General features: G+C 63.6%; 16 protein-coding genes. 9 read left to right on the forward strand and 7 right to left on the reverse strand.

The window, feature by feature from the left end:
- Positions 1–16 precede the first annotated feature (16 nt).
- On the reverse strand, positions 17–1,525 hold the full coding sequence (locus ACJD00_RS03015) for a nucleobase:cation symporter-2 family protein (protein ID WP_418908418.1): 1,509 nt from the start codon (positions 1,523–1,525) through the stop codon (positions 17–19).
- 270 nt (positions 1,526–1,795) lie between these two features.
- On the opposite strand from ACJD00_RS03015, the gene ACJD00_RS03020 reads away from it, so the two are divergent.
- Positions 1,796–3,154 (forward strand): 8-oxoguanine deaminase, encoded by a 1,359-nt coding sequence (locus tag ACJD00_RS03020; protein ID WP_418908419.1) that lies wholly within the window; start codon positions 1,796–1,798, stop codon positions 3,152–3,154.
- Here the strand turns inward: ACJD00_RS03020 and ACJD00_RS03025 are convergent.
- From ACJD00_RS03025 to ACJD00_RS03040, 4 genes are all read right to left on the reverse strand, one after another.
- Positions 3,151–4,233, reverse strand: a complete 1,083-nt coding sequence (locus tag ACJD00_RS03025; RefSeq protein ID WP_418908420.1) for a lysylphosphatidylglycerol synthase transmembrane domain-containing protein — start codon at positions 4,231–4,233, stop codon at positions 3,151–3,153. The two genes, ACJD00_RS03020 and ACJD00_RS03025, sit on opposite strands and share 4 nt — an antisense overlap.
- On the reverse strand, positions 4,230–5,066 hold the full coding sequence (locus tag ACJD00_RS03030) for a glycosyltransferase (protein WP_418908421.1): 837 nt from the start codon (positions 5,064–5,066) through the stop codon (positions 4,230–4,232). Before ACJD00_RS03030 ends, ACJD00_RS03025 begins: the two co-directional genes overlap by 4 nt.
- 83 nt (positions 5,067–5,149) lie before the next feature.
- Positions 5,150–8,149: an alpha-mannosidase gene (locus tag ACJD00_RS03035; protein WP_418908422.1), complete on the reverse strand. Its 3,000-nt coding sequence runs from the start codon at positions 8,147–8,149 to the stop codon at positions 5,150–5,152.
- Between the two features lie 131 nt (positions 8,150–8,280).
- Positions 8,281–9,618, reverse strand: a complete 1,338-nt coding sequence (locus ACJD00_RS03040; RefSeq protein ID WP_418908423.1) for an MFS transporter — start codon at positions 9,616–9,618, stop codon at positions 8,281–8,283.
- A 129-nt stretch (positions 9,619–9,747) separates the two neighbouring features.
- Here ACJD00_RS03040 and ACJD00_RS03045 point away from each other — a divergent pair, with 129 nt between their 5' ends.
- Entirely contained in the window at positions 9,748–10,491 is a 744-nt protein-coding gene (locus ACJD00_RS03045) for a hypothetical protein (protein WP_418908424.1), read from the forward strand.
- A 161-nt stretch (positions 10,492–10,652) separates the two neighbouring features.
- The gene (purH, locus tag ACJD00_RS03050; RefSeq protein ID WP_418908425.1) at positions 10,653–12,323 is read left to right on the forward strand and encodes a bifunctional phosphoribosylaminoimidazolecarboxamide formyltransferase/IMP cyclohydrolase; all 1,671 of its coding nucleotides are present in this window, start codon (positions 10,653–10,655) and stop codon (positions 12,321–12,323) included.
- Between the two features lie 73 nt (positions 12,324–12,396).
- On the opposite strand, the gene ACJD00_RS03055 is transcribed toward purH, so the two are convergent.
- Complete coding sequence (locus tag ACJD00_RS03055; protein WP_418908426.1) at positions 12,397–13,008, reverse strand: TetR family transcriptional regulator; 612 nt, start codon at positions 13,006–13,008, stop codon at positions 12,397–12,399.
- Between the two features lie 101 nt (positions 13,009–13,109).
- On the opposite strand from ACJD00_RS03055, the gene ACJD00_RS03060 reads away from it, so the two are divergent.
- From ACJD00_RS03060 to ACJD00_RS03085, 6 genes are all read left to right on the forward strand, one after another.
- Positions 13,110–13,895 carry an SDR family NAD(P)-dependent oxidoreductase gene (locus ACJD00_RS03060; protein ID WP_418908427.1) on the forward strand — a complete coding sequence of 262 codons (786 nt, stop codon included), beginning with the start codon at positions 13,110–13,112 and terminating at the stop codon, positions 13,893–13,895.
- Positions 13,896–14,041: 146 nt separating this feature from the next.
- The gene (locus tag ACJD00_RS03065) at positions 14,042–14,524 is read left to right on the forward strand and encodes a universal stress protein (protein WP_418908428.1); all 483 of its coding nucleotides are present in this window, start codon (positions 14,042–14,044) and stop codon (positions 14,522–14,524) included.
- Positions 14,521–14,955 carry a fluoride efflux transporter FluC gene (locus ACJD00_RS03070; protein WP_418908429.1) on the forward strand — a complete coding sequence of 145 codons (435 nt, stop codon included), beginning with the start codon at positions 14,521–14,523 and terminating at the stop codon, positions 14,953–14,955. Before ACJD00_RS03065 ends, ACJD00_RS03070 begins: the two co-directional genes overlap by 4 nt.
- Positions 14,952–15,329, forward strand: coding sequence for a fluoride efflux transporter FluC (locus ACJD00_RS03075; protein ID WP_418908430.1), 378 nt, complete (start codon positions 14,952–14,954; stop codon positions 15,327–15,329). The genes ACJD00_RS03070 and ACJD00_RS03075 overlap by 4 nt, the downstream gene beginning before the upstream one ends.
- Before the next feature lie 131 nt (positions 15,330–15,460).
- The gene (locus ACJD00_RS03080) at positions 15,461–16,681 is read left to right on the forward strand and encodes an NRAMP family divalent metal transporter (protein ID WP_418908431.1); all 1,221 of its coding nucleotides are present in this window, start codon (positions 15,461–15,463) and stop codon (positions 16,679–16,681) included.
- 27 nt (positions 16,682–16,708) lie between these two features.
- Positions 16,709–17,518, forward strand: coding sequence for a putative hydro-lyase (locus ACJD00_RS03085; RefSeq protein ID WP_418908432.1), 810 nt, complete (start codon positions 16,709–16,711; stop codon positions 17,516–17,518).
- 47 nt (positions 17,519–17,565) lie between these two features.
- Here ACJD00_RS03085 and ACJD00_RS03090 read toward each other — a convergent pair whose 3' ends face one another.
- Positions 17,566–18,240 (reverse strand): GntR family transcriptional regulator, encoded by a 675-nt coding sequence (locus ACJD00_RS03090; RefSeq protein ID WP_418908433.1) that lies wholly within the window; start codon positions 18,238–18,240, stop codon positions 17,566–17,568.
- Positions 18,241–18,268 lie beyond the last annotated feature (28 nt).

Raw genomic sequence — 18,268 nt, forward strand, 5'->3', positions numbered from 1 at the left:
GCGCTGGCGGCGGAGTTTACTTCTCGTTGGGGGAGTCGTTCTCGTCCGCGGTCAGCACCGGCACCTCGTGGCCGCTTGCGTCAATGATTTTGCCGTTCTTGATGGTGTCGCCCTCGGCGAGGATGCAGTCGGTTTCCAGCAGACGCGTAAGGTCTTCCTCGCGAATCGCGCGCCCGGTGCCGGCCACGAAGACCGAACGATCCGAGCGGTCCTTATCCTTCTGCCCAATGTGGTTAAAGAGGAGGTTCAGCAGCACGGCCATAATGGCGGCCGAGGAGATCCCCGAGTGCAAGATGATGCCGACCCAGTCGGGGAATGCATGGTAGAAATCCGGGTTGATGATCGGAATCAGACCAAAGGCGATGGATACCGCGACGATGATCATATTCAGATTGCCCTCATACTCCACCTTGGCCAGGGTGCGGATACCCGACGCGGCCACGGTGCCAAAGAGCACGATGCCCGCGCCGCCGAGTACCGGCGAGGGAACAGCGGCGACAAGTCCACCGACGATCGGCAACAATCCGAGAATCACCAGAATCACGCCGCCGGCGGTGACCACGAAACGTGACTTCACGCCGGTGATGGCCACCAGGCCAACGTTTTGCGCGAAGGCGGACTGGGTGAAGCTGTTGAACACCGGGGCCACGGCCGAGGAGATCATATCGGCGCGCAGGCCGGCGGCGATACGCTTGGAGTCGACCTTGGTGCCCACGATCTCACCCACGGCGATAATGTCGGCGGTCGTTTCGGTCATGGTCACGATGATGACGATGAACATGGAAATAACTGCCGCCACCGATACGGTGGGCCAGCCAAAGGCGAAGGGTTCCGGGAAGGCCAGGTAGCCGCGGGCGGCGACGTTGGAGAAATCTGCCCAGCCAAAGATGGCGGCGATGATGGTACCGATGACGATGGCGAGCAAAATGGACAGTCGCGAAATGGCCGCGAGGCCAACCCGGCTGAGGATTAGCACGATGCCCAAGGTCAGCGCCGCGAGCCCGATATTGCGCAGGCTTCCGTAGTCTTCGGCGTTGGCGTTACCGCCCATCACCCAGCCAACGGCTACGGGCATCAGCGAGAGCCCAATGGTGGTGATCACGGTGCCGGTGACCACCGGCGGGAAGAAGCGCACGATCATGGCGAAGAACGGGGCGATCAGCAGGCCCATCAGCGAGGCGACGATGACCGAGCCGAGGATGCCGGGAATGCCTTCACCGCCAGCGAGAATGGCGGTCATGGTGGCCACACCGGCGAAGGAAACGCCCTGCACCAGCGGCAGCTGGGAGCCGAAGAAGGGCAGGCCGACCGACTGCAAAATGGTCGCCAGACCACCGACGAACAGGCAGGAGGCGATCAGCACGCTGATCCCGTTGGGGTCGAGCCCCGCGGCGTTGCCGATGATCAAAGGTACCGCGATGATGCCGCCATACATCGTCAAAACATGCTGCAAACCGTACGTGGCTAGTTTGCCGAGGGGGAGTTTTTCATCCTCCGGTCGGCGTTGTTGCGCGAGTGTAGTCATTATGTCTCCATCAAATGCGAGCCGCGAGGACTGGGCTTGCGCCCACCGCGGGACGGCTCATGGAATTTCGTATATCGGAAAAGATTTTCCCTTTTTGAACCGCTTGAGTTCTACCATAGGGCAATTTGTGATTTGCGCAACACCTGAGAGGTTGTGTTACCGTCCTTAGGTATCGTCGATGAACCCATCGACCGGCGGAACAGCAGACGCCGATAAACCTGAGCTGGCGGTCTACGCCTCCGGCTCGTGTCGCCAGCAGAGAGGCGACACATGTCAAAACTATGGATTCGCAACCCTCGCGCGGTGCACCTCGGAGCGGAGCTCGATTCGAGCCAAGCCGCCGGTGGACTGGTCATCAACACCGGCAGCGGACTCATCGAGGCTTTGGTGCCTGCCGGCGTGACACCGGAGGTCGATGAGATCTTCGACGCCACCGATCTGGTGCTCACCCCGGGCTTGATCAACACGCATCACCACTTTTATCAAACGCTGACCCGAGCGTGGGCTCCGGTGGCCGACCTTCCGCTCTTCGGCTGGCTGACGAATCTGTACCCGGTGTGGGCTCGACTGACCCCGCGGGCGCTCGAGCTGGCGACCACCGTGGCCATGGCCGAGCTCCTCGAATCCGGATGCACCACCGCGGCGGATCACCACTACCTGTTCCCTTCCGGAATGGATCAGGCCATTGATATCCAGGTTGAGGTGGCGCAGCGACTGGGAATGCGCGCCATGCTCACCCGCGGGTCGATGTCTCTAGGGACCGATGACGGCGGGTTACCGCCACAACAAACCGTCCAAGATCCCGAGATCATCCTGGAAGACTCGCGGCGGTTGGTGGAGCAGTACCACCAGCGGGGTCCCGGATCCATGATCCAAATCGGGCTGGCCCCCTGCTCCCCGTTCTCGGTCACCACCGGGTTGATGCGCGAGAGTGCAGCCCTAGCGGAGGAACTCGACGTACGCCTGCACACGCATCTGGCCGAAACCCTCGATGAAGAGCAGTTCTGTCGGGAGCGCTTCGGCATGCGCACGGTAGAGTATCTCGACTCCGTAGGCTGGCTCTCCGAGCGGACATGGCTGGCCCATGGCATTCACTTCGACGATGCGGAAATTACCCGATTGGGTGCGGCGGGAGTCTCCGTGGCGCACTGTCCCACCTCTAATATGCGCTTGGCCTCCGGCATCGCGCGGGTGATTGAGCTTGAACGCGCCGGAGTCGCGGTGGGTCTCGGGGTGGACGGTTCGGCCTCGAATGACGCCTCGAATATGATTCGCGAGGTACGCCAGGCCCTCTACCTCCAACGACTACGCTACGGGACCGAGGCGGTGACCAGCGCCCGGGTGCTGGATTGGGCCACCGCGGGTTCGGCCGCCGCCCTGGGCCGCGCCGATATCGGCAGAATTGCGGTGGGGCGACAAGCCGACGTGGCCATGTTCCGACCAGAGGGCTATGCCTTCTCCGGGGCGCACGATCCGATCGCCGCCCTGGTACTCTGCGGGGCCGAACGCGCCGAACGGGTTATGGTGGCCGGTCGCTGGCGGGTGATCGACGGCCGAGCGTTGGGCATCGACCGCGACGCACTGATTGCCGAGCACCAGCATCATGCCCACCGTCTGGTGGCTGGTTAAGTGTCTTGCTGTTCCGGAAGCTCGGTCAGCTTAGGCGATCCGGACTTGATGACGCTGTGCTGGTAGAAGCCATACCCGAACAGGATGGTGCCCAGAAGCAGGATCACCCGCGAGAGGGCGATCGCAGCGATGGCGGTTGCCCCGGGCACTCCACCGGCGGCGAGCACCGAAACCATCACCACTTCGTAGGCGCCTAGTCCGTTAGGGGTAACGATCACCATCGAAGCTACCGTCGCGGCCCCGTAGGCCACGAACACCAGCGCAAAGTCGGCCTGATAACCAAAGGATGCCAGCGCCACCAGAAATAGGCCAGCATCTAGCGCGTTGACGGCAAAGGATAGGAGGAAGGGCACCAGCAGGGCGCGCGGTTTAGCGGTGACCTCGGCGAACTCGCGATACATGTGATCCACGAAGCGTACGAAATGCGCCACGTTGAGCTTGTCTTGGCGACCAAACCAGGACAGCACCCGGTAGGCCACCGAAAAAATAAACCCGGCGATGCGGTGCAGCAGGCGACGTCGACGGAAAATGATGGCTCCGCCCACGGTGACCACCAGTGCCAGGGTGCCGACGATGGCCATGGTCACCATCACCAGCATGGTGCCGCGGTGGGTCAGCAGTAACCAGAGGGCGGCCGCGGCCAACATCAAAACGAAGGAGACAAAGGTCAGTGCGAAGCGGGTCAGCTGCGCCAAGGTGGTGCGACTGGCCGACACCCCGAGCGTGCTCAGCTTCCAGTTGGTGTAGGCGATACCGGCTGCCCCGCCCGAGGGCAGCATGTGATTGGCGAAATTAAACTCCAAGGACATGCGCATCGCCGCGGCCGGATGCATGCCATGCAATTCACCGCGGCCACGTAGATAGGAGAAGAGCACTTCGCCGGTGAACCAGAAACTCGCTAACTGCACCGGAACCAGCAGGGCCAGAACGCCCAAGTTGACCGTGGCCAGCGATTCGAAGGCCGCCCGCACATGCTCCCACGCCCCGGCGATCACCAGGCCGACCAGCACGAAGGTCAGGACACTGACCCAGAATCGCAGCGAGCGGTACCACGGACGGTGCTCGGCAGCCGAACTCACTGTGCGGAAGCTTCCGCCTCGAGGGCGGCCCGGCGCTTGGGATTCCCATAGCAATGCCGTGCAAGTGTCAACGAGTCGGTCCGGTAGTATCGTTCGAGCTTTTCCCGGTCGATGGAGCGGAATAGGTGGGCCTTGACCAACAGCCGAGGCTCAAAGGCCAGCCGATGTCCGCTACGCAGCAGGGCGATGGTCAAATCCAGATCTTCGCTGACCTGCTGGTCATCCATGGCGACCAGCTCGCGGGCCTGCCACCAGGCGCTGGTGCGCATCGCCCCATTGAAGCCGTAAATCATCGGCCGCACGCCGATGCTGCGCTGGTGCCACCAGCGGAATCCGCGGTACCACACGGAGAACCAGAAAAAGGCGGCCGGTGACAACTCGGCAATGGCCGCGCCGCCACCGACGGCATCCAGTCCGCTGCCCGGGGCTAGTCGCTGGCGGATCAGGGTGGCCCAATTGCGTGTCACCCGGGAATCGGCGTCAATGCGGGCAATGAGTTCGCCGCGGGCCGCGTCGAATCCGGTGGTGCGGGCGTAGGTGATGCCCTGACGGGCTTCGCCGAGTACCCGCACGGTGGGAAAGGACGCGGCGATGGCCGCAGAGTCATCGGTGCTGGAGTTATCCACCACGATGATTTCTTCTGCCGGATCGTCCATGGCGAGCAGGGATTCGAGGCAGGCTTCGAGAATACCCGCCTCATTGAAGGCCGGAACTACGACGGATAGCGTGGGGAGCCCGTCGCTGCGTGCGGGCAGCTGCTCGGGCTGGTGGTCGTCAAAGGGCATATGCGTGTAGTGGTACTTTCGCTCTACGTCGTTCGGGCGTCCTACCATCCTATGTTGCTCCGGGGCCGAGTTACCTCATCCCGTGGGTGGAATAATTCGCTACGGGCCATCCCGCCCGAGCCGGAGACACTCTAGGTCATCTTCAAACGCAGCGTGCGTACTTCAAAGGGACGAAGGGTGAAGGCCAGCCCGTCGGCTTGCTCCAGTTCGGCTTCGATGAGGCTTGCCACCCGGATTTGGTGCACCGGCTGCGAGAGCTCCAGACGTGCTTCGGTCCGCCGACCCAGCGCCTCGTAGACGCGCACCACCAGGTCTCCGGAGCGGTCCGCCGCCAATTTCACCGAGCTCAGCTGCACCCCGGCGCCGATCACCTGTACCAGCGGTGCCACCTGCCTTGCACCGTGGACGGTACGCGGGGTGCTGTTGAGCCGTTGCCCGGAGGCTACGGTTTCGGCGAGGTCGGTGCCGATCAACAGTCCAAAGCTGTGTTCCTGTACACCCCGATCCGTGCGCGGATCGGGGTAGCGTGGAGCGCGCAAAAGCGAGAGGCGCAGCGTGGTGCTTACCTCGCCGTCCACGGCATCGCGGCTGACGTCGTAGCCATACATGGAGTCGTTGACCAGCGCGGTGGCGAAGCCCGGCTCCTCCACATAGACGAAGCGGTGCATTGAGGTCTCGAACTTTGCGGCTTCCCAGCTGGTGTTCACATGGGTCACCCGGCGTTGGTGTCCGAACTGCGTCTCGGCCACCGTGTGCTCGGCATGCAGATCGAAGGGGAATGCGACCTTGAGGAACTTCTCGGTCTCCTGCCAGTCGGTCTCCTGATCGATCCGGACCAGTCGTTCGCCAGGGGCTAGGGTAAGGCGTTGGGTCACCGTGGACTTCGAGAAGTGACGCTCGATGTGGATGCTCACCTTGCCGTGTGGGCCCTGCTCGGCCCGGATCGCGTGAAGCTCGGTGAGATCTGTGCAGTGATTCCGGTAGAACTTGTCGACATCCCAGGCATCCCACATGTTCGGAAAATCCTGGTGCAGTTGGAGCAGATTACCGGCCCGCCCGGCGGCGATCGCCTCACGACCGGTGCGAAGGTCAACGGCGGAGGTCAGCAAGCCGCGCTCGTCGATGCGCAGGCGCACGAGGGAGTTTTCCAGGATGTAGTCGGCACCATCCCGGTAGAGCTCTACCGCCTCGGCCTGCGCTTCGGGGCATGCGGCGATACTTGTCGCCGGCAGCTCGCCGCGCGCGGTAAAGGCCGAGTTGACCTCGAGACGGGTGTCTCCCTCACCCACCAGGGCGCGCACGGCGGTATCGATGAGCTGCTCGGCCTCGGCCGTGATGCGCTCATACTCGGCTACCGCCTCGCGGTGCACCCAGGCGATCGAGGTGCCGGGAAGAATGTCGTGGAACTGGTGCAGCAGCACCGCCTTCCAGAGCCGGTCCAATTCCTCGTAGGGGTAGGGCAGTCCGACGCGAAGGTTCGCGGTGCTGGCCCACAGCTCGGCCTCGACCAGCAGTTGTTCGGTGCGGCGGTTGCCCTGTTTCGTGCGGTGCTGGCTGGTGAGCGTGGCGCGGTGCAGTTCCAAATACAGTTCGCCCACCCATACGGCCGGGTCGGACATTTCGGCGCGGGCGCGGGAGAAGAAATCATCCGGGTCTTCCCAGCTCACCCGGGCGCTACCCTCCAGGTCCGCCAGCCTCCGGGCGATGCCGGTCATTTCGCGGGTGGTGCCACCACCACCGTCGCCCCAACCCACCGGAGCGATGGAGCCCGAGGACTGGCGTGCATCGCGAAATTGTCGGGTAGCCTTGGCCACCTCCTCGCCGGAGAGCTGCGCGTTATACGTGTCCATGGGCGGGAAATGCGTGAAGATCCGCGACCCGTCAATACCTTCCCAAAGGAAGGAATGATGGGGAAAGACATTACGTTGATTCCACGAAATTTTCTGGGTGAAGAACCACTCGAACCCCGCACGCTTCATCAACTGAGGCAGGGCCGGGGAGTACCCGAAGGAGTCCGGTAGCCAGACACCGGGGCTACTAATCCCGAATTCTTCGCGGAAGAATCGTTGGCCGTAGAGGAATTGGCGGGCCAGCGCCTCACCGGATGGCATGACGGTGTCCGACTCCACCCACATACCGCCCAAGGGGATGAAGCGGCCTTCGGCCACGGCACGTTTCACACGTTCGAAAACCTGCGGGCGGTGTTCCTTGAGCCATTCGAACTGCTGGGCGCTGGACATTCCGTAACGGAAATCCGGATCCGTTTCGAGCAGCTCAACCATCGAAGAGCAGGTGCGTGAGACCTTGCGAATGGTTTCTCGCACCGGCCAGAGCCAGGCGGAATCAATATGAGAATGGCCAATGGCCGACAGTCGATGGGCGCTCGGCTCGGCCGGTGTTTCGAGTACGGTGCGAAGTGGTTCACGCGCGGCGCGTGCGGTGCCGGGGATATCCTGAAGATCTAGCGCATCCATGGAGCGATCGAGTGCCGCGAGGATTTGGGCACGTCGGGACCCGGCCGGTAGCTGCTCTTGTAATTCGAGCAATACCTGTAGATCGAGCGACAGTTCGTACACCTCGGATTCGAAGACCACCAGATCCAGCCTGGCCAGCCGGTAGAGCGGTGCGCGGCTGGCGGTGCGCACATCACCCTGTTCGGTGGGCAGGAAGGGATGCTCCTCCAGCAGTACCGGGTTGGAGGCGGCCTCCAAATACAGCTCCACGTGCTCGCCGCCGGTGGCCGCATCGGTGATCGGCACCCACTGGTTGCGTGGGTTGATCGCCTTGATGGTTTCGCCGTTACCCCTCAGCACGAGGGCTTCGCATTGAAAGCCCGTGCGATTGACGTCAAAGCCGAGATCGATGACCGCCTCGACCTTACGCCCGGCCCATTCGGCGGGGACTTGTCCGGTGAGTTTGAACCACGTGGTGCCCCAGGCCGGACCCCATGCCTCGCCCACATGCACCGGGGCGAAATCAAGGCGCAACCCGTCGGCGATCGGCACCGGTTCGCCGGGTAGTTCATGCCAACTGGCGTCCAGTTCCACATATGTGCCGTGAATGGCTGGCCGTATGCGCTCAGTCAACACCCGATGAACTCTGCCGGTAGTCAGGGTGATGTCCTCGTGCATGACGGCCTTTCGACGAAGGGGACTAAACCGCGGGAAGCTACGTGAAGGTAGCTCCTCGTGGCTAGACTATCGCACGATAGGCACCTGTCGACAGTAATGAATTCTCAAGTCACAAGGTGGTCTCTGGTGATCTAGCCCAGGTCCCGACCCCGTGTCTCGGGGGCTTGGAATGCCATCAACAGCACCGCCAGAAGTACCAGGACGGTTGCTGCGCCGAAGAGCGTGGGAAGTCCCAGCACGGGCCAGAGCGCGGCGAAGAGCAATGGGCCGAAGCCGGCGCCGAGCCGGGACATCGTCGAGGCCCAACCGAAGCCCGAGGCCCGCAGATGCGTGGGATAAAGTTCCGAAACATAGGTGTAGAGCACCGGAATCGCAATCTGCACCACGACCCCAAATACCAGCATCCAAGCCACCGCGGCGGCCGGAACGTCGAGGCTCAGTCCCACGATTACCAGCACTAATCCGGAGAGTGGGGCGCTGACCCCGAGCACCCATTTACGTCCCACCCGTTCAACGAGCGTGGCAGCGATCAGCACGCCGATGAGCCCCGCCAGCGCCATGACGCTGGTGGCAAAGAAGGACACCGACTGCGCTAGACCGGCCTCGGTGAGAATCGAAGGCAACCAGGTCAAAGCCAGATAGTAAATGAGCAGCACGGTGACAAAGAGCAACCAGCTGGTGGCGGTCAGGCGCGGCGAATACGCCCACAGCCCCGCCAGTTGCTCCCACCAACGGTTCCGCTCCGGCAAGCGTGACCCGGAGAGCGTGTACTCTACCGGGGTGGCCCCGGTGCGCTTCACGAGCCGATCGATGATCGCGCGGGCCTCGCTATCGCGTCCCACCGAGACCAGATACAGGGGCGACTCGGGCACCTTGCGGCGTACCACGTAGACCAGCAAGGCGGGCAGGATCATCACGGCCAGAATCAGTCGCCAGTTCTCGGCGGTGGCCATCACCCAACCGGAGACCACAAAGGACAGTGCGGCACCAATTGGCCACCAGCCATCCATGGCCGTCAGCACCCGGCCGCGCAAGCGTGCGGGGGTGAATTCGCCGACCAGCGCATAGTCCACCGGGATGCAGCCGCCCAGCCCCATGCCGGCTAGGAATCGGAAGGCGATGAAGAAACCAAAGTTCGGGGACAGCGCCCCGAGCACCGTGAAAATGGAGAACATCAACAAGGTCAGCGAGAAGGCCTTGGTCCGCCCGTAGCGATCGGCGATCCCGCCCCAGAGGAACGCCCCAACGGCCATGCCCACCAGGTTTGCGGTGCCCAGGAGGGCGGCGGTGGGTCGATCCAAGCCCCATTCGGCGGCCACCAACGGGATGAGCGCCCCGTTGAGCGTGACATCCCAGGCGTCGAACATGAAGCCCAGCCCGCCAATGATAAAAATGCTGCCCTGCACCGACCATTTAAAGGGCAGGGACTGCACCACGTGGGTGCCAGAAGGTACGGCGGTTGTCGACACGGTTTATGGCGCCTTTCGTGGGAAACGGGGATGGCCCGCAGGTAGCATACCCGGAATCTCGCGCAATACGCCTAAAAGTCGGTCGCGTCAAGGCTGTCATGTGCCACGGCTTGGGAGTAATCTCGGGGCATGGGAGTAGATTGGACCGCTCTCGAAGAGGCGCTACGGGTGTCCGCCCTTCGACATGCGGCGGAAGTGATACGAGAACACCCGGACCAGGATTTCTACGCCATCGCGCTCTACGGGGTGAGCACCGATCCGGATACTCCGGTCGCCATGCCCCTGCTGGCGCTTAATTCACTGCAGGCTTTGGAACGGGACCGCCGAACGGAGCTTCGCGAACAGCTGGTTGAACGCGGCGAAGACCTGGATGATGAGCCGACTTACGAGGAACGGCCCGACGCCTTCGATGAGCCCATCGACGACGCGGACGCCGCCGATGCCGAAGACTCGGACTATGAGGCCGACGCCGAGGATCTCGACGAGGTGCTTAACGCGCTCGAGGCCGAACTCGAGGGCGATGATCAGGAGAGCTTCTACTCGGATAAGTGGGAGCCGAGCGATTGGCATTGGTCCTCGATCGACCTCTGCGAGGATGTGGCCGCACAGGTATGGAGCGAAGCCATCATGAAATTGGCCGAGCTCGAAGGCTGGGAAACCACCATCCGACGCTATTACAGTTCCTTGGTCAACGTGGCGATTTCGCTTCGTGAAGAGCTCACCGTCAAGGTCAAACCGGATCTGGTGACCTATGTGGCCGACGACGATCACGCGCAGCGGCTGTTGGAGTTGTGCCTGACCCCGGCGCAGTTGGCCGAACATTTCCCGCAGCTCGAACGCGGAGACAAGGAGCTCAGCGGGCAGCAGGGGTAGTGTTCACGCGTCGTGGCACCCCGGTGAACTTCGTGCCGGATCCCGGTGCGCGAGGGGCGGCTTAACGCCAGCGGGTAATGGCGCGGGCAACCGATAGAATGTCTTCGGTGGCCCGTCCACTGCATCGAACCCCCATCGCCAACGCCGGGAGAGCATTTTTCGTGAGCACGATCGATTTGGATCGCGTGGCGATCCGCCGCGCCTTGATTTCCGTTTACGACAAGACCGGGTTGGAGGAACTTGCCGCGGGCCTGCACGCCGCCGGAGTGCAGCTAGTCTCCACCGGTTCCACCGCCAAGAAGATCGCCGCCGCCGGTATTCCGGTGACCGAAGTTGAGCAGGTGACCGGTTCCCCCGAGATGCTCGATGGGCGCGTGAAGACCCTGCACCCACGGATCCACGGCGGCATTCTCGCCGACCGCCGCGTGCCGGAGCACATGGACACCCTCGCCGCGATGGAAATCGACGCCATCGACCTGGTTGTGGTGAACCTTTACCCCTTCGTACAGACCGTTGCTTCGGGTGCGGCCCGCGACGAGGTCGTCGAGCAGATCGACATTGGCGGCCCGGCCATGGTGCGCTCGGCGGCAAAGAACCACGCAGCGGTTTCGATCGTGGTGGATCCAAGCTTCTACCCACAGGTTATCGACGCTGCAGCCAATGGCGGCTTCGATTTGAAGACCCGTCAGCGTCTGGCCGCCAAGGCCTATGCCCACACCGCCGCCTACGACACCGCGGTCGCCACCTGGACCGCTAGCCAGTTCCTCGACGAGGACGGCGACGGAGTCATCGAGTGGCCAGCCTACGCCGGTGTCGCGCTCGAACGCGCCGAGGTGTTGCGTTACGGCGAAAACCCGCACCAGCAGGCCGCCCTGTATGTGGATCAGGCCGCCCCGGCCGGTATCGCTCAGGCCGACCAGCTGCACGGTAAGCCAATGAGCTACAACAACTATGTCGACGCCGACGCCGCGCTGCGCGCCGCCTTCGACTTTGAGCAGCCCGCCGTGGCCGTGATCAAGCACGCCAACCCCTGCGGTGTGGCCGTGGCTTCCCCGGATGCCGCCGACCCGATCGCCGACGCCCACGCCAAGGCCCACGCCACCGACCCGGTATCTGCCTTCGGCGGGGTGATCGCGGCAAACCGCACCGTCACCAAGGCCATGGCCGAGACCGTCAAGGGCATCTTCACCGAGGTTGTCATCGCCCCGGACTTCGAGGACGAAGCCGTAGAGATCCTCTCGGCGAAGAAGAACATCCGCCTGCTGGCGCTGCCCGATGGCTACGGTCGCAACCAAAATGAGTTCCGCCAGGTTTCCGGCGGCATGCTCGTGCAAGCCGGCGACAAAATTGATGCCGCGGGCGATGCGACCGAGGGCTGGACGCTGGCGGCCGGTGAGGCCGCCGATGAGCAGACCCTCGCCGATCTGGCCTTCGCGTGGCGTGCGGTGCGCGCCGCGAAGTCCAACGCGATCCTGCTCGCCAAGAATGGTGCGGCCGTGGGTATCGGCATGGGCCAGGTGAACCGCCTGGATTCCTGCAAGCTGGCCGTGGAGCGTGCGAACACCCTCGGCGTGACCGTTGATTCCGGGGCCGACGCCGCCGGCGGTGCCGAGAATGCCGACACGAGCGCCTCCGAACAGCGTGCGCTGGGTTCGGTGGCTGCCTCCGACGCGTTCTTCCCCTTCGCCGATGGTCTGCAGATTTTGATCGACGCCGGCGTCAAGGCCGTGGTGCAGCCCGGCGGTTCGGTGCGTGATGATGAAGTGATCGCCGCCGCGAACGCCGCGGGCATCACCATGTACTTCACCGGTGCCCGCCACTTCTTCCACTAGGAGTTTCGCCTCTAGGCACAGCTACGGCGGCCACAGCCCAGTATGGGCTGTGGCCGCCGTAGCCTTTTAACTACTATTCCTGAGACAGGCCGGCGCTGAGCAGCCGGAAATTCTCGCGCGCCCAGGTGGCGACCGGAGCCTGGGTCTGCGCAGAGTCATCGGCCCAGGATTCAATGGCCAGCCGAATGGAACAGGTTGCGGCGGCGGCCCACAGTAGCGCACGGTGCGGCGCGAGCTCCGGTTCCACCTCGCGCAGCAGCGGACCGAGGGCCTGTTCGGAGCGGGCGTTGACACGGTGCCAGATATCGATGACGCCTTGATGGCCATGTCGCTGACGCAACAGAACCCGGGTGGCGTCGGCATCGCCGGTCTGTTGCAGCGCTCCGGCGTCGAGAACCTCGGCGATGGAGCGGTCGATGCGCTCGTAGAGGCTCAGTGCCGTACCGCTGCGCAGGCTTTGCTGCCAGGCCTCGGCCCCCACCTGCAGTAATGGGGCCAGTGCCTCCTCCTTGGTGGGGAAGTAGCGGTAGAAGGTGCGCAGAGAGATACCGGCGCTCTGGGCAATGCGTTCGACGGTGGTTTGGTCGAGGCCATGTGCTGCGAAGAGTTTGGCGGCGGCCCGGGCAATCTCTAGCTCGGTGGCAGCGCGGCGGCGTTGGGTGAGGTTCAACCGTTCTGAGGACACAACTTAACCATAGGCGCTATCCCTAATGTCACAATCTGCATTTATGGCACGTTGTGCCACAAGGGCGTATCGTGAAGATAACTACCGAGGAAGGGAATCTCATGAATCGCTATGAAAACCGTCGCGTGATCGTCACCGGAGCAGGATCCGGAATTGGGCAGGCCACCGTGTTGCGGATGCTCCAGGAAGGCGGTCGGGTGGTCGCCGCCGATGTGTCCGCTCCGGGCCTTGAGGACACCGTGCGCGCCGCCGGGGCGGCGGCCGAGCGGCTGCATACCGTGCAGATCGACGTCTCTGACGAGGGGTCGGTACAGTCCGGAGTGGCTCAGGCCGTGCAGTGGCTTGGAGGTCTCGACGCGCTGGTCAACGCGGCAGGCATTCTGCGCTCGGCGCACACCGAGCAGATGAGCACCGAAGCCTTCGAGACCATCCTGCGGGTCAACTTGGTCGGTACCTTCCAAATGATCCGCGAGTCCCTAGCCCACCTGCGGGGCGGGGATCAGCCCTCCGTGGTGAACTTCAGCTCCACCTCGGCCGTCTTTGCCCACCCCTATATGGCGGCCTACGCCGCCAGCAAGGGCGGGATTCAATCGATGACCCATGCGCTCGCCGCGGAGTACGCCAAGGACAATATTCGCTTTACGGCGGTGCAGCCCGGTTCGATCGCTTCGGGCATGACCGATGGGTCCGGAGCCAGCGGACAGAGCAAGGGCCCGGGGTTGCCCGAGGATGCGGATATGTCGCTCTTTGCGAAACTTGCCCCGGCCTTGGGGCAGGGGTTTGCCGGACCCGACTCCGTCGCCAATGTGGTGGCGCTGCTCGCCAGCGCCGAGGGGTACTTCATCACCGGTACCGAGGTGCGCATTGACGGAGGCACGCACTACTAGGCCGAACGCAGCCTAACGGCGGGGTCGTCGGGCCGAGCCTGGTCCGCGGTGACCCCGCCGTGGTATTGCCGCTTTGCTAGACTCAAAACGCGCGATTCACGGCCTTTCGCGCGCCCAGCGCCCGCGGTCGGCAGGAGGAAATGCCCATGAACGAACGAGGTTCAACCATCGTTCTGGGAGTAGTACCTGGCCAACCCGCCGAGGTGCTCGAGCAGGCGGCGGAGCTAGCCCTTGCGCTCGACGCTCAGTTGATTTGCGCCACGGTGGACGACTCTCGCTACACCATCGCCCGGCAGGCCGACGGGACGATCCGCTCGCTACCCATCGATCCGGATCTCGTCGAGGACGAGGCCGGCGGATTCGACGCAGACCTCTACGCGCACCTGGCCTCAGTTTTGCAGGACCGAGGCGTGCGCTGGTCGGTGCGCGCGTTGGCCGGTGGTGCCGCAACGGAACTCGCTTGGTTGGCCGATGTGCTCGGGGCGCGAATGATCGTGGTGGGTACCCGCGCGGGAGGATGGCGTGGTTCGGCCCGCGAATTGTTCAATGGCTCGGTCGCCGCCCAGCTAGCCCACCAACAGCATCGACCGGTGATGGTCATTCCGCGACGCACGGGTGATGTGCAATGAACCAACGGCGTCCGGCCTACCTGCAACCTTCGTCCTTAGCCCTGACCTTTGTCGGTGGAACGCTTGGGGCCGCGGCCCGCGAGGGGATTTCGCTGGCCTTTCCCGCGCAGGACGGTATCGACTGGGCGGTTTTTGCCATTAACCTCAGTGGCGCCTTCCTTCTCGGGGTGCTCCTGGATGCACTGGCTCGGCGCGGACCGGACCAAGGACGCCGCAGGGCCCTGCGGTTATTGGTGGGCACCGGGTTCATGGGCGGATTTACCACTTTTAGCACCTTCGCCGTGGGGCTTGTCGCTCTTCTGGAAGCCGGCTCCATCTCGGCGGCACTGTTCTACGGGCTCGGTACCGTGCTCCTAGGTGCCCTGGCCACCCTGGCCGGAATTTCGATCGCCACGTGGATGCATTCGAAGTCCGGGGAGGGCACGGAATGACGTTCTGGCTTTTCGTGGGCATCGCCGTGGCCGGAGGGCTGGGGGCGTGCTGTCGACTCGTGCTCGACGGGGCGGTGCGCTCGCGGGTGGCAGGTGCCTTCCCTTGGGGGACCGTGCTGATTAATCTTTTGGGTTCTTTTCTGCTCGGATTGCTCACGGGTCTGGTCTCCGCGCAGATATTGCCCGAAGCCATTCGACTCGTCGCTGGCGTCGGTTTTCTCGGGGGATTTACGACCTTCTCCACCGCAAGCTTTGAGACCGTTCGGCTTCTGCAAGCGCGCAAGTGGGTGGCCGGGATACTCAACGGTCTCGGCGTCATGGCCGGCACCGGGGCACTGGCTGCTCTCGGCCTCTGGGTGGGCAACGCGCTATAGTTCTGCGCCGCCATCAATCTCGCCCCAAAATTGTTGAACAACCCCTTGCCTAGATTGTTCAACAACATGTAATGTTCTGTGCGTTACACGAATGTGTGGCACCCGTCACCGCATCTGCAACGGAGAACACCATGGCGCACTCGCAGTCACCCGCTAAGCCAAACGCCTCAGCACGCCGTACGGCGTTGCTTGGCGCGATGTTCCTGATGGCCACCAGTGCCATTGGCCCGGGATTCATCACACAGACCACGGAATTCACCGTTCAAATCGGTGCTTCCTTTGCCTTCGCCATCCTGGTCTCGATCCTCGTCGACATTGCCGTGCAGCTCAATGTCTGGCGCGTCATCGGTGTTTCCGGACTGCGCGCCCAAGAGCTGGGCAATAAGGTTCTACCCGGTGTGGGCTGGTTCCTCGCGGCCTTGGTTTTCCTCGGCGGCGCGGTGTTCAACATTGGCAATATCGCCGGTACCGGGTTGGGGCTCAACGCCATGCTCGGAGTGGACCCCAAAATCGGCGGGGCGATCTCCGCGGTCATCGCGATCCTCATCTTCCTTTCGAAGAAAGCCGGCATGGCTCTGGACCGCATCGTCGTGCTCCTCGGCGCCATCATGATTCTGCTGATGATCTACGTGGCCATTGTCGCGGCCCCGCCGGTGGGCGAGGCCCTGCGCAATACCGTGCTCCCCGAAAAGGTGGACTTCCTGATCATCACCACCCTGATCGGCGGCACTGTCGGTGGATATATCACCTATGCCGGTGCGCACCGCATGATCGACTCGGGCGTCAAGGGTGTGGGGGACGTGAAGGAGATTTCCCGCGGCTCGGTGCTCAGCATTATTGTCACCGGCGTGATGCGTGTGCTGTTGTTCCTCGCCATCCTCGGCGTTGTGGCCGGCGGGGTGGCGCTCACCGGTGACAATAAGGCGGCCGAGGCCTTCGGGCACGCAGCTGGTGAAATCGGCATGCGGTCCTTCGGGGTCATCCTCTGGGCTGCCGCGTTGACCTCGGTGATCGGCGCCGCCTATACCTCGGTGTCCTTCGTAACGCGCTCGAGCACCCCGGAACGTACGCGCAATCTGATTACCACCGGCTTCATTGCCGTGTGCGCGGTCATCTTCCTGCTGCTGGGCAAGGCCCCGCAGACGCTCTTGATCTTTGCCGGAGCCGTCAACGGCTTGATCCTGCCCGTGGGCTTCGCGGTGCTGCTCTACGTGGCCTGGCGTCGTCGCGACCTGCTCAACGGCTACAAGTACCCGCTCTGGCTTCTGGTCATCGGCGCCCTGACCTGGCTGCTGACCGTCTACCTAGGCATCAATTCGCTCTCCGGGCTCTCGGCCCTCTGGGCCGGCTAAGACGCACGCAGAGAACAGGAAATGAGTATGGACTCGATACATCCACCGGCCCGGGCCGAACGCGCAACCCTATCTCCGGCGCAAGCCCGCACGTTGTTCCGTGCGGGGCTTGAGCTACCCACGGCGGGGTTCAGCGACGGTTACGCGCAAGCGAATCTGCTCATCGTACCCCGGCAGCTGGCCTTCGATTTCTTGCTCTTTGCCCAGCGCAATCCCAAGGCTTGCCCGATCTTGGGGGTACTGGAGGCCGGAGAAACTACCGGTGAGCTGCTACGCGACGGAGATATCCGCACCGACGTGCCGCGCTACCGCGTATTCGACGGCGGGCAGCTGGTGGCCGAGCCCACCGACCTGCTCGACTACTGGCGCGATGATCTCGTGACCTTCATCATCGGCTGTTCCTTCACCTTTGAATCCGCGCTACTGGCCGAAGGGATCGAGGTGGCTCACATCGCCCAGGGCGTGAACGTCCCGATGTATCGGACGAACCGTTCCACCACCCCGGCCGGGTCCCTGCACGGTCCACTGGTGGTCTCCATGCGGCCGATCCCGGCGGAGCGGGTCGCCGACGCCGTGCGCATCACGTCGCGCTACCCGGCCGTCCACGGCGCGCCGGTGCACGTGGGCGAGCCGCAGCGGCTCGGCATTGCCGACCTGGCGCATCCTGACTTTGGGGATCCGGTGCACATTCCGGAGGGACACGTCCCGGTTTTCTGGGCTTGCGGGGTCACGGCGCAGGCCGCGGTGATGGCTTCGCGCCCGTCCTTTGCCATTGCTCACGCCCCGGGGTACATGCTTATCACTGATGCTCCCGACCGGCGCTATCAGGTGCCCTAACGCTCGCTCCACACAACCCGCAGCCCACCTAGGCTGCGGCTTGCGTGTTAGTTCTCCTGTGCCGCGCGCAAATGTTCGAGCAGCTCCGCCTCGGCGGTATCCAGATAGCGACGCAGCGCCTCGGCCGCCTCGAGGCGCTTTCCGGCCTCAAGCAGCTCGAGCACATGCGCATTGCCCTGCACGTAGTGGGTGTGAAAGTCCGGCGCGTCGCGCATGGCGTGGAAGACTAGGCGCATCCGCGCCAAAACACGTCCCATGAGTTCGCCGAGCAGTGAGCTGCCCGATGAGGCGACCAAAAGTTCGTGGAAGCGCTGATTGGCTCCGGCCATCCCGGGCACGTCGCCATTTCTCTGGGCGCTCCGGGCGGTCTCAACAATGTCTCGCAGGGTGCTCAGATCCAGTGTGCTACCCCAGGCGGCCGCGGCCGGTTCGACGGTGCGGCGCACCGCATAGATCTCTCGGACGTCGTCGGCGGTGGGCGAGGCGACGAACACGCCCCGGTTGGGAATGCGGGTGATGATCAGTTCGCTGTCGAGCAGCGTGAAGCCTTCGCGCAACGTATTGCGCGAGACTCCCAGCGCCTGAGCCAGTACCTGTTCCGAGAGCTTGGTGCCCGGTAGCAGTTGGCCTTCGGCAATTTGCCGACGCAAGGTGGAGGCCACCCAAGCACTGGTGTGTGCGTGGGTGGCCTCTTGGCCGAGGTCGAGGGTTGAAAAATCCATGGACGCATTCACCCCTCTAATCTAGCGG

The organism is Glutamicibacter endophyticus, assembly GCF_048457885.1.
GTDB lineage: Bacteria > Actinomycetota > Actinomycetes > Actinomycetales > Micrococcaceae > Glutamicibacter > Glutamicibacter endophyticus.

What these genes read in the sequence shown, in the direction of transcription:
- ACJD00_RS03080 (WP_418908431.1), top strand. Translation starts at nt 15,461, where the DNA reads ATGGCGCACTCGCAGTCACCCGCTAAGCCAAACGCCTCAGCACGCCGT.
- ACJD00_RS03075 (WP_418908430.1), top strand. Translation starts at nt 14,952, where the DNA reads ATGACGTTCTGGCTTTTCGTGGGCATCGCCGTGGCCGGAGGGCTGGGG.
- ACJD00_RS03065 (WP_418908428.1), top strand. Translation starts at nt 14,042, where the DNA reads ATGAACGAACGAGGTTCAACCATCGTTCTGGGAGTAGTACCTGGCCAA.
- ACJD00_RS03020 (WP_418908419.1), top strand. Translation starts at nt 1,796, where the DNA reads ATGTCAAAACTATGGATTCGCAACCCTCGCGCGGTGCACCTCGGAGCG.
- ACJD00_RS03030 (WP_418908421.1), bottom strand. Translation starts at nt 5,066, where the DNA reads ATGGTAGGACGCCCGAACGACGTAGAGCGAAAGTACCACTACACGCAT.
- ACJD00_RS03015 (WP_418908418.1), bottom strand. Translation starts at nt 1,525, where the DNA reads ATGACTACACTCGCGCAACAACGCCGACCGGAGGATGAAAAACTCCCC.
- ACJD00_RS03070 (WP_418908429.1), top strand. Translation starts at nt 14,521, where the DNA reads ATGAACCAACGGCGTCCGGCCTACCTGCAACCTTCGTCCTTAGCCCTG.
- ACJD00_RS03035 (WP_418908422.1), bottom strand. Translation starts at nt 8,149, where the DNA reads ATGCACGAGGACATCACCCTGACTACCGGCAGAGTTCATCGGGTGTTG.
- ACJD00_RS03045 (WP_418908424.1), top strand. Translation starts at nt 9,748, where the DNA reads ATGGGAGTAGATTGGACCGCTCTCGAAGAGGCGCTACGGGTGTCCGCC.
- ACJD00_RS03090 (WP_418908433.1), bottom strand. Translation starts at nt 18,240, where the DNA reads ATGGATTTTTCAACCCTCGACCTCGGCCAAGAGGCCACCCACGCACAC.
- ACJD00_RS03060 (WP_418908427.1), top strand. Translation starts at nt 13,110, where the DNA reads ATGAATCGCTATGAAAACCGTCGCGTGATCGTCACCGGAGCAGGATCC.
- ACJD00_RS03085 (WP_418908432.1), top strand. Translation starts at nt 16,709, where the DNA reads ATGGACTCGATACATCCACCGGCCCGGGCCGAACGCGCAACCCTATCT.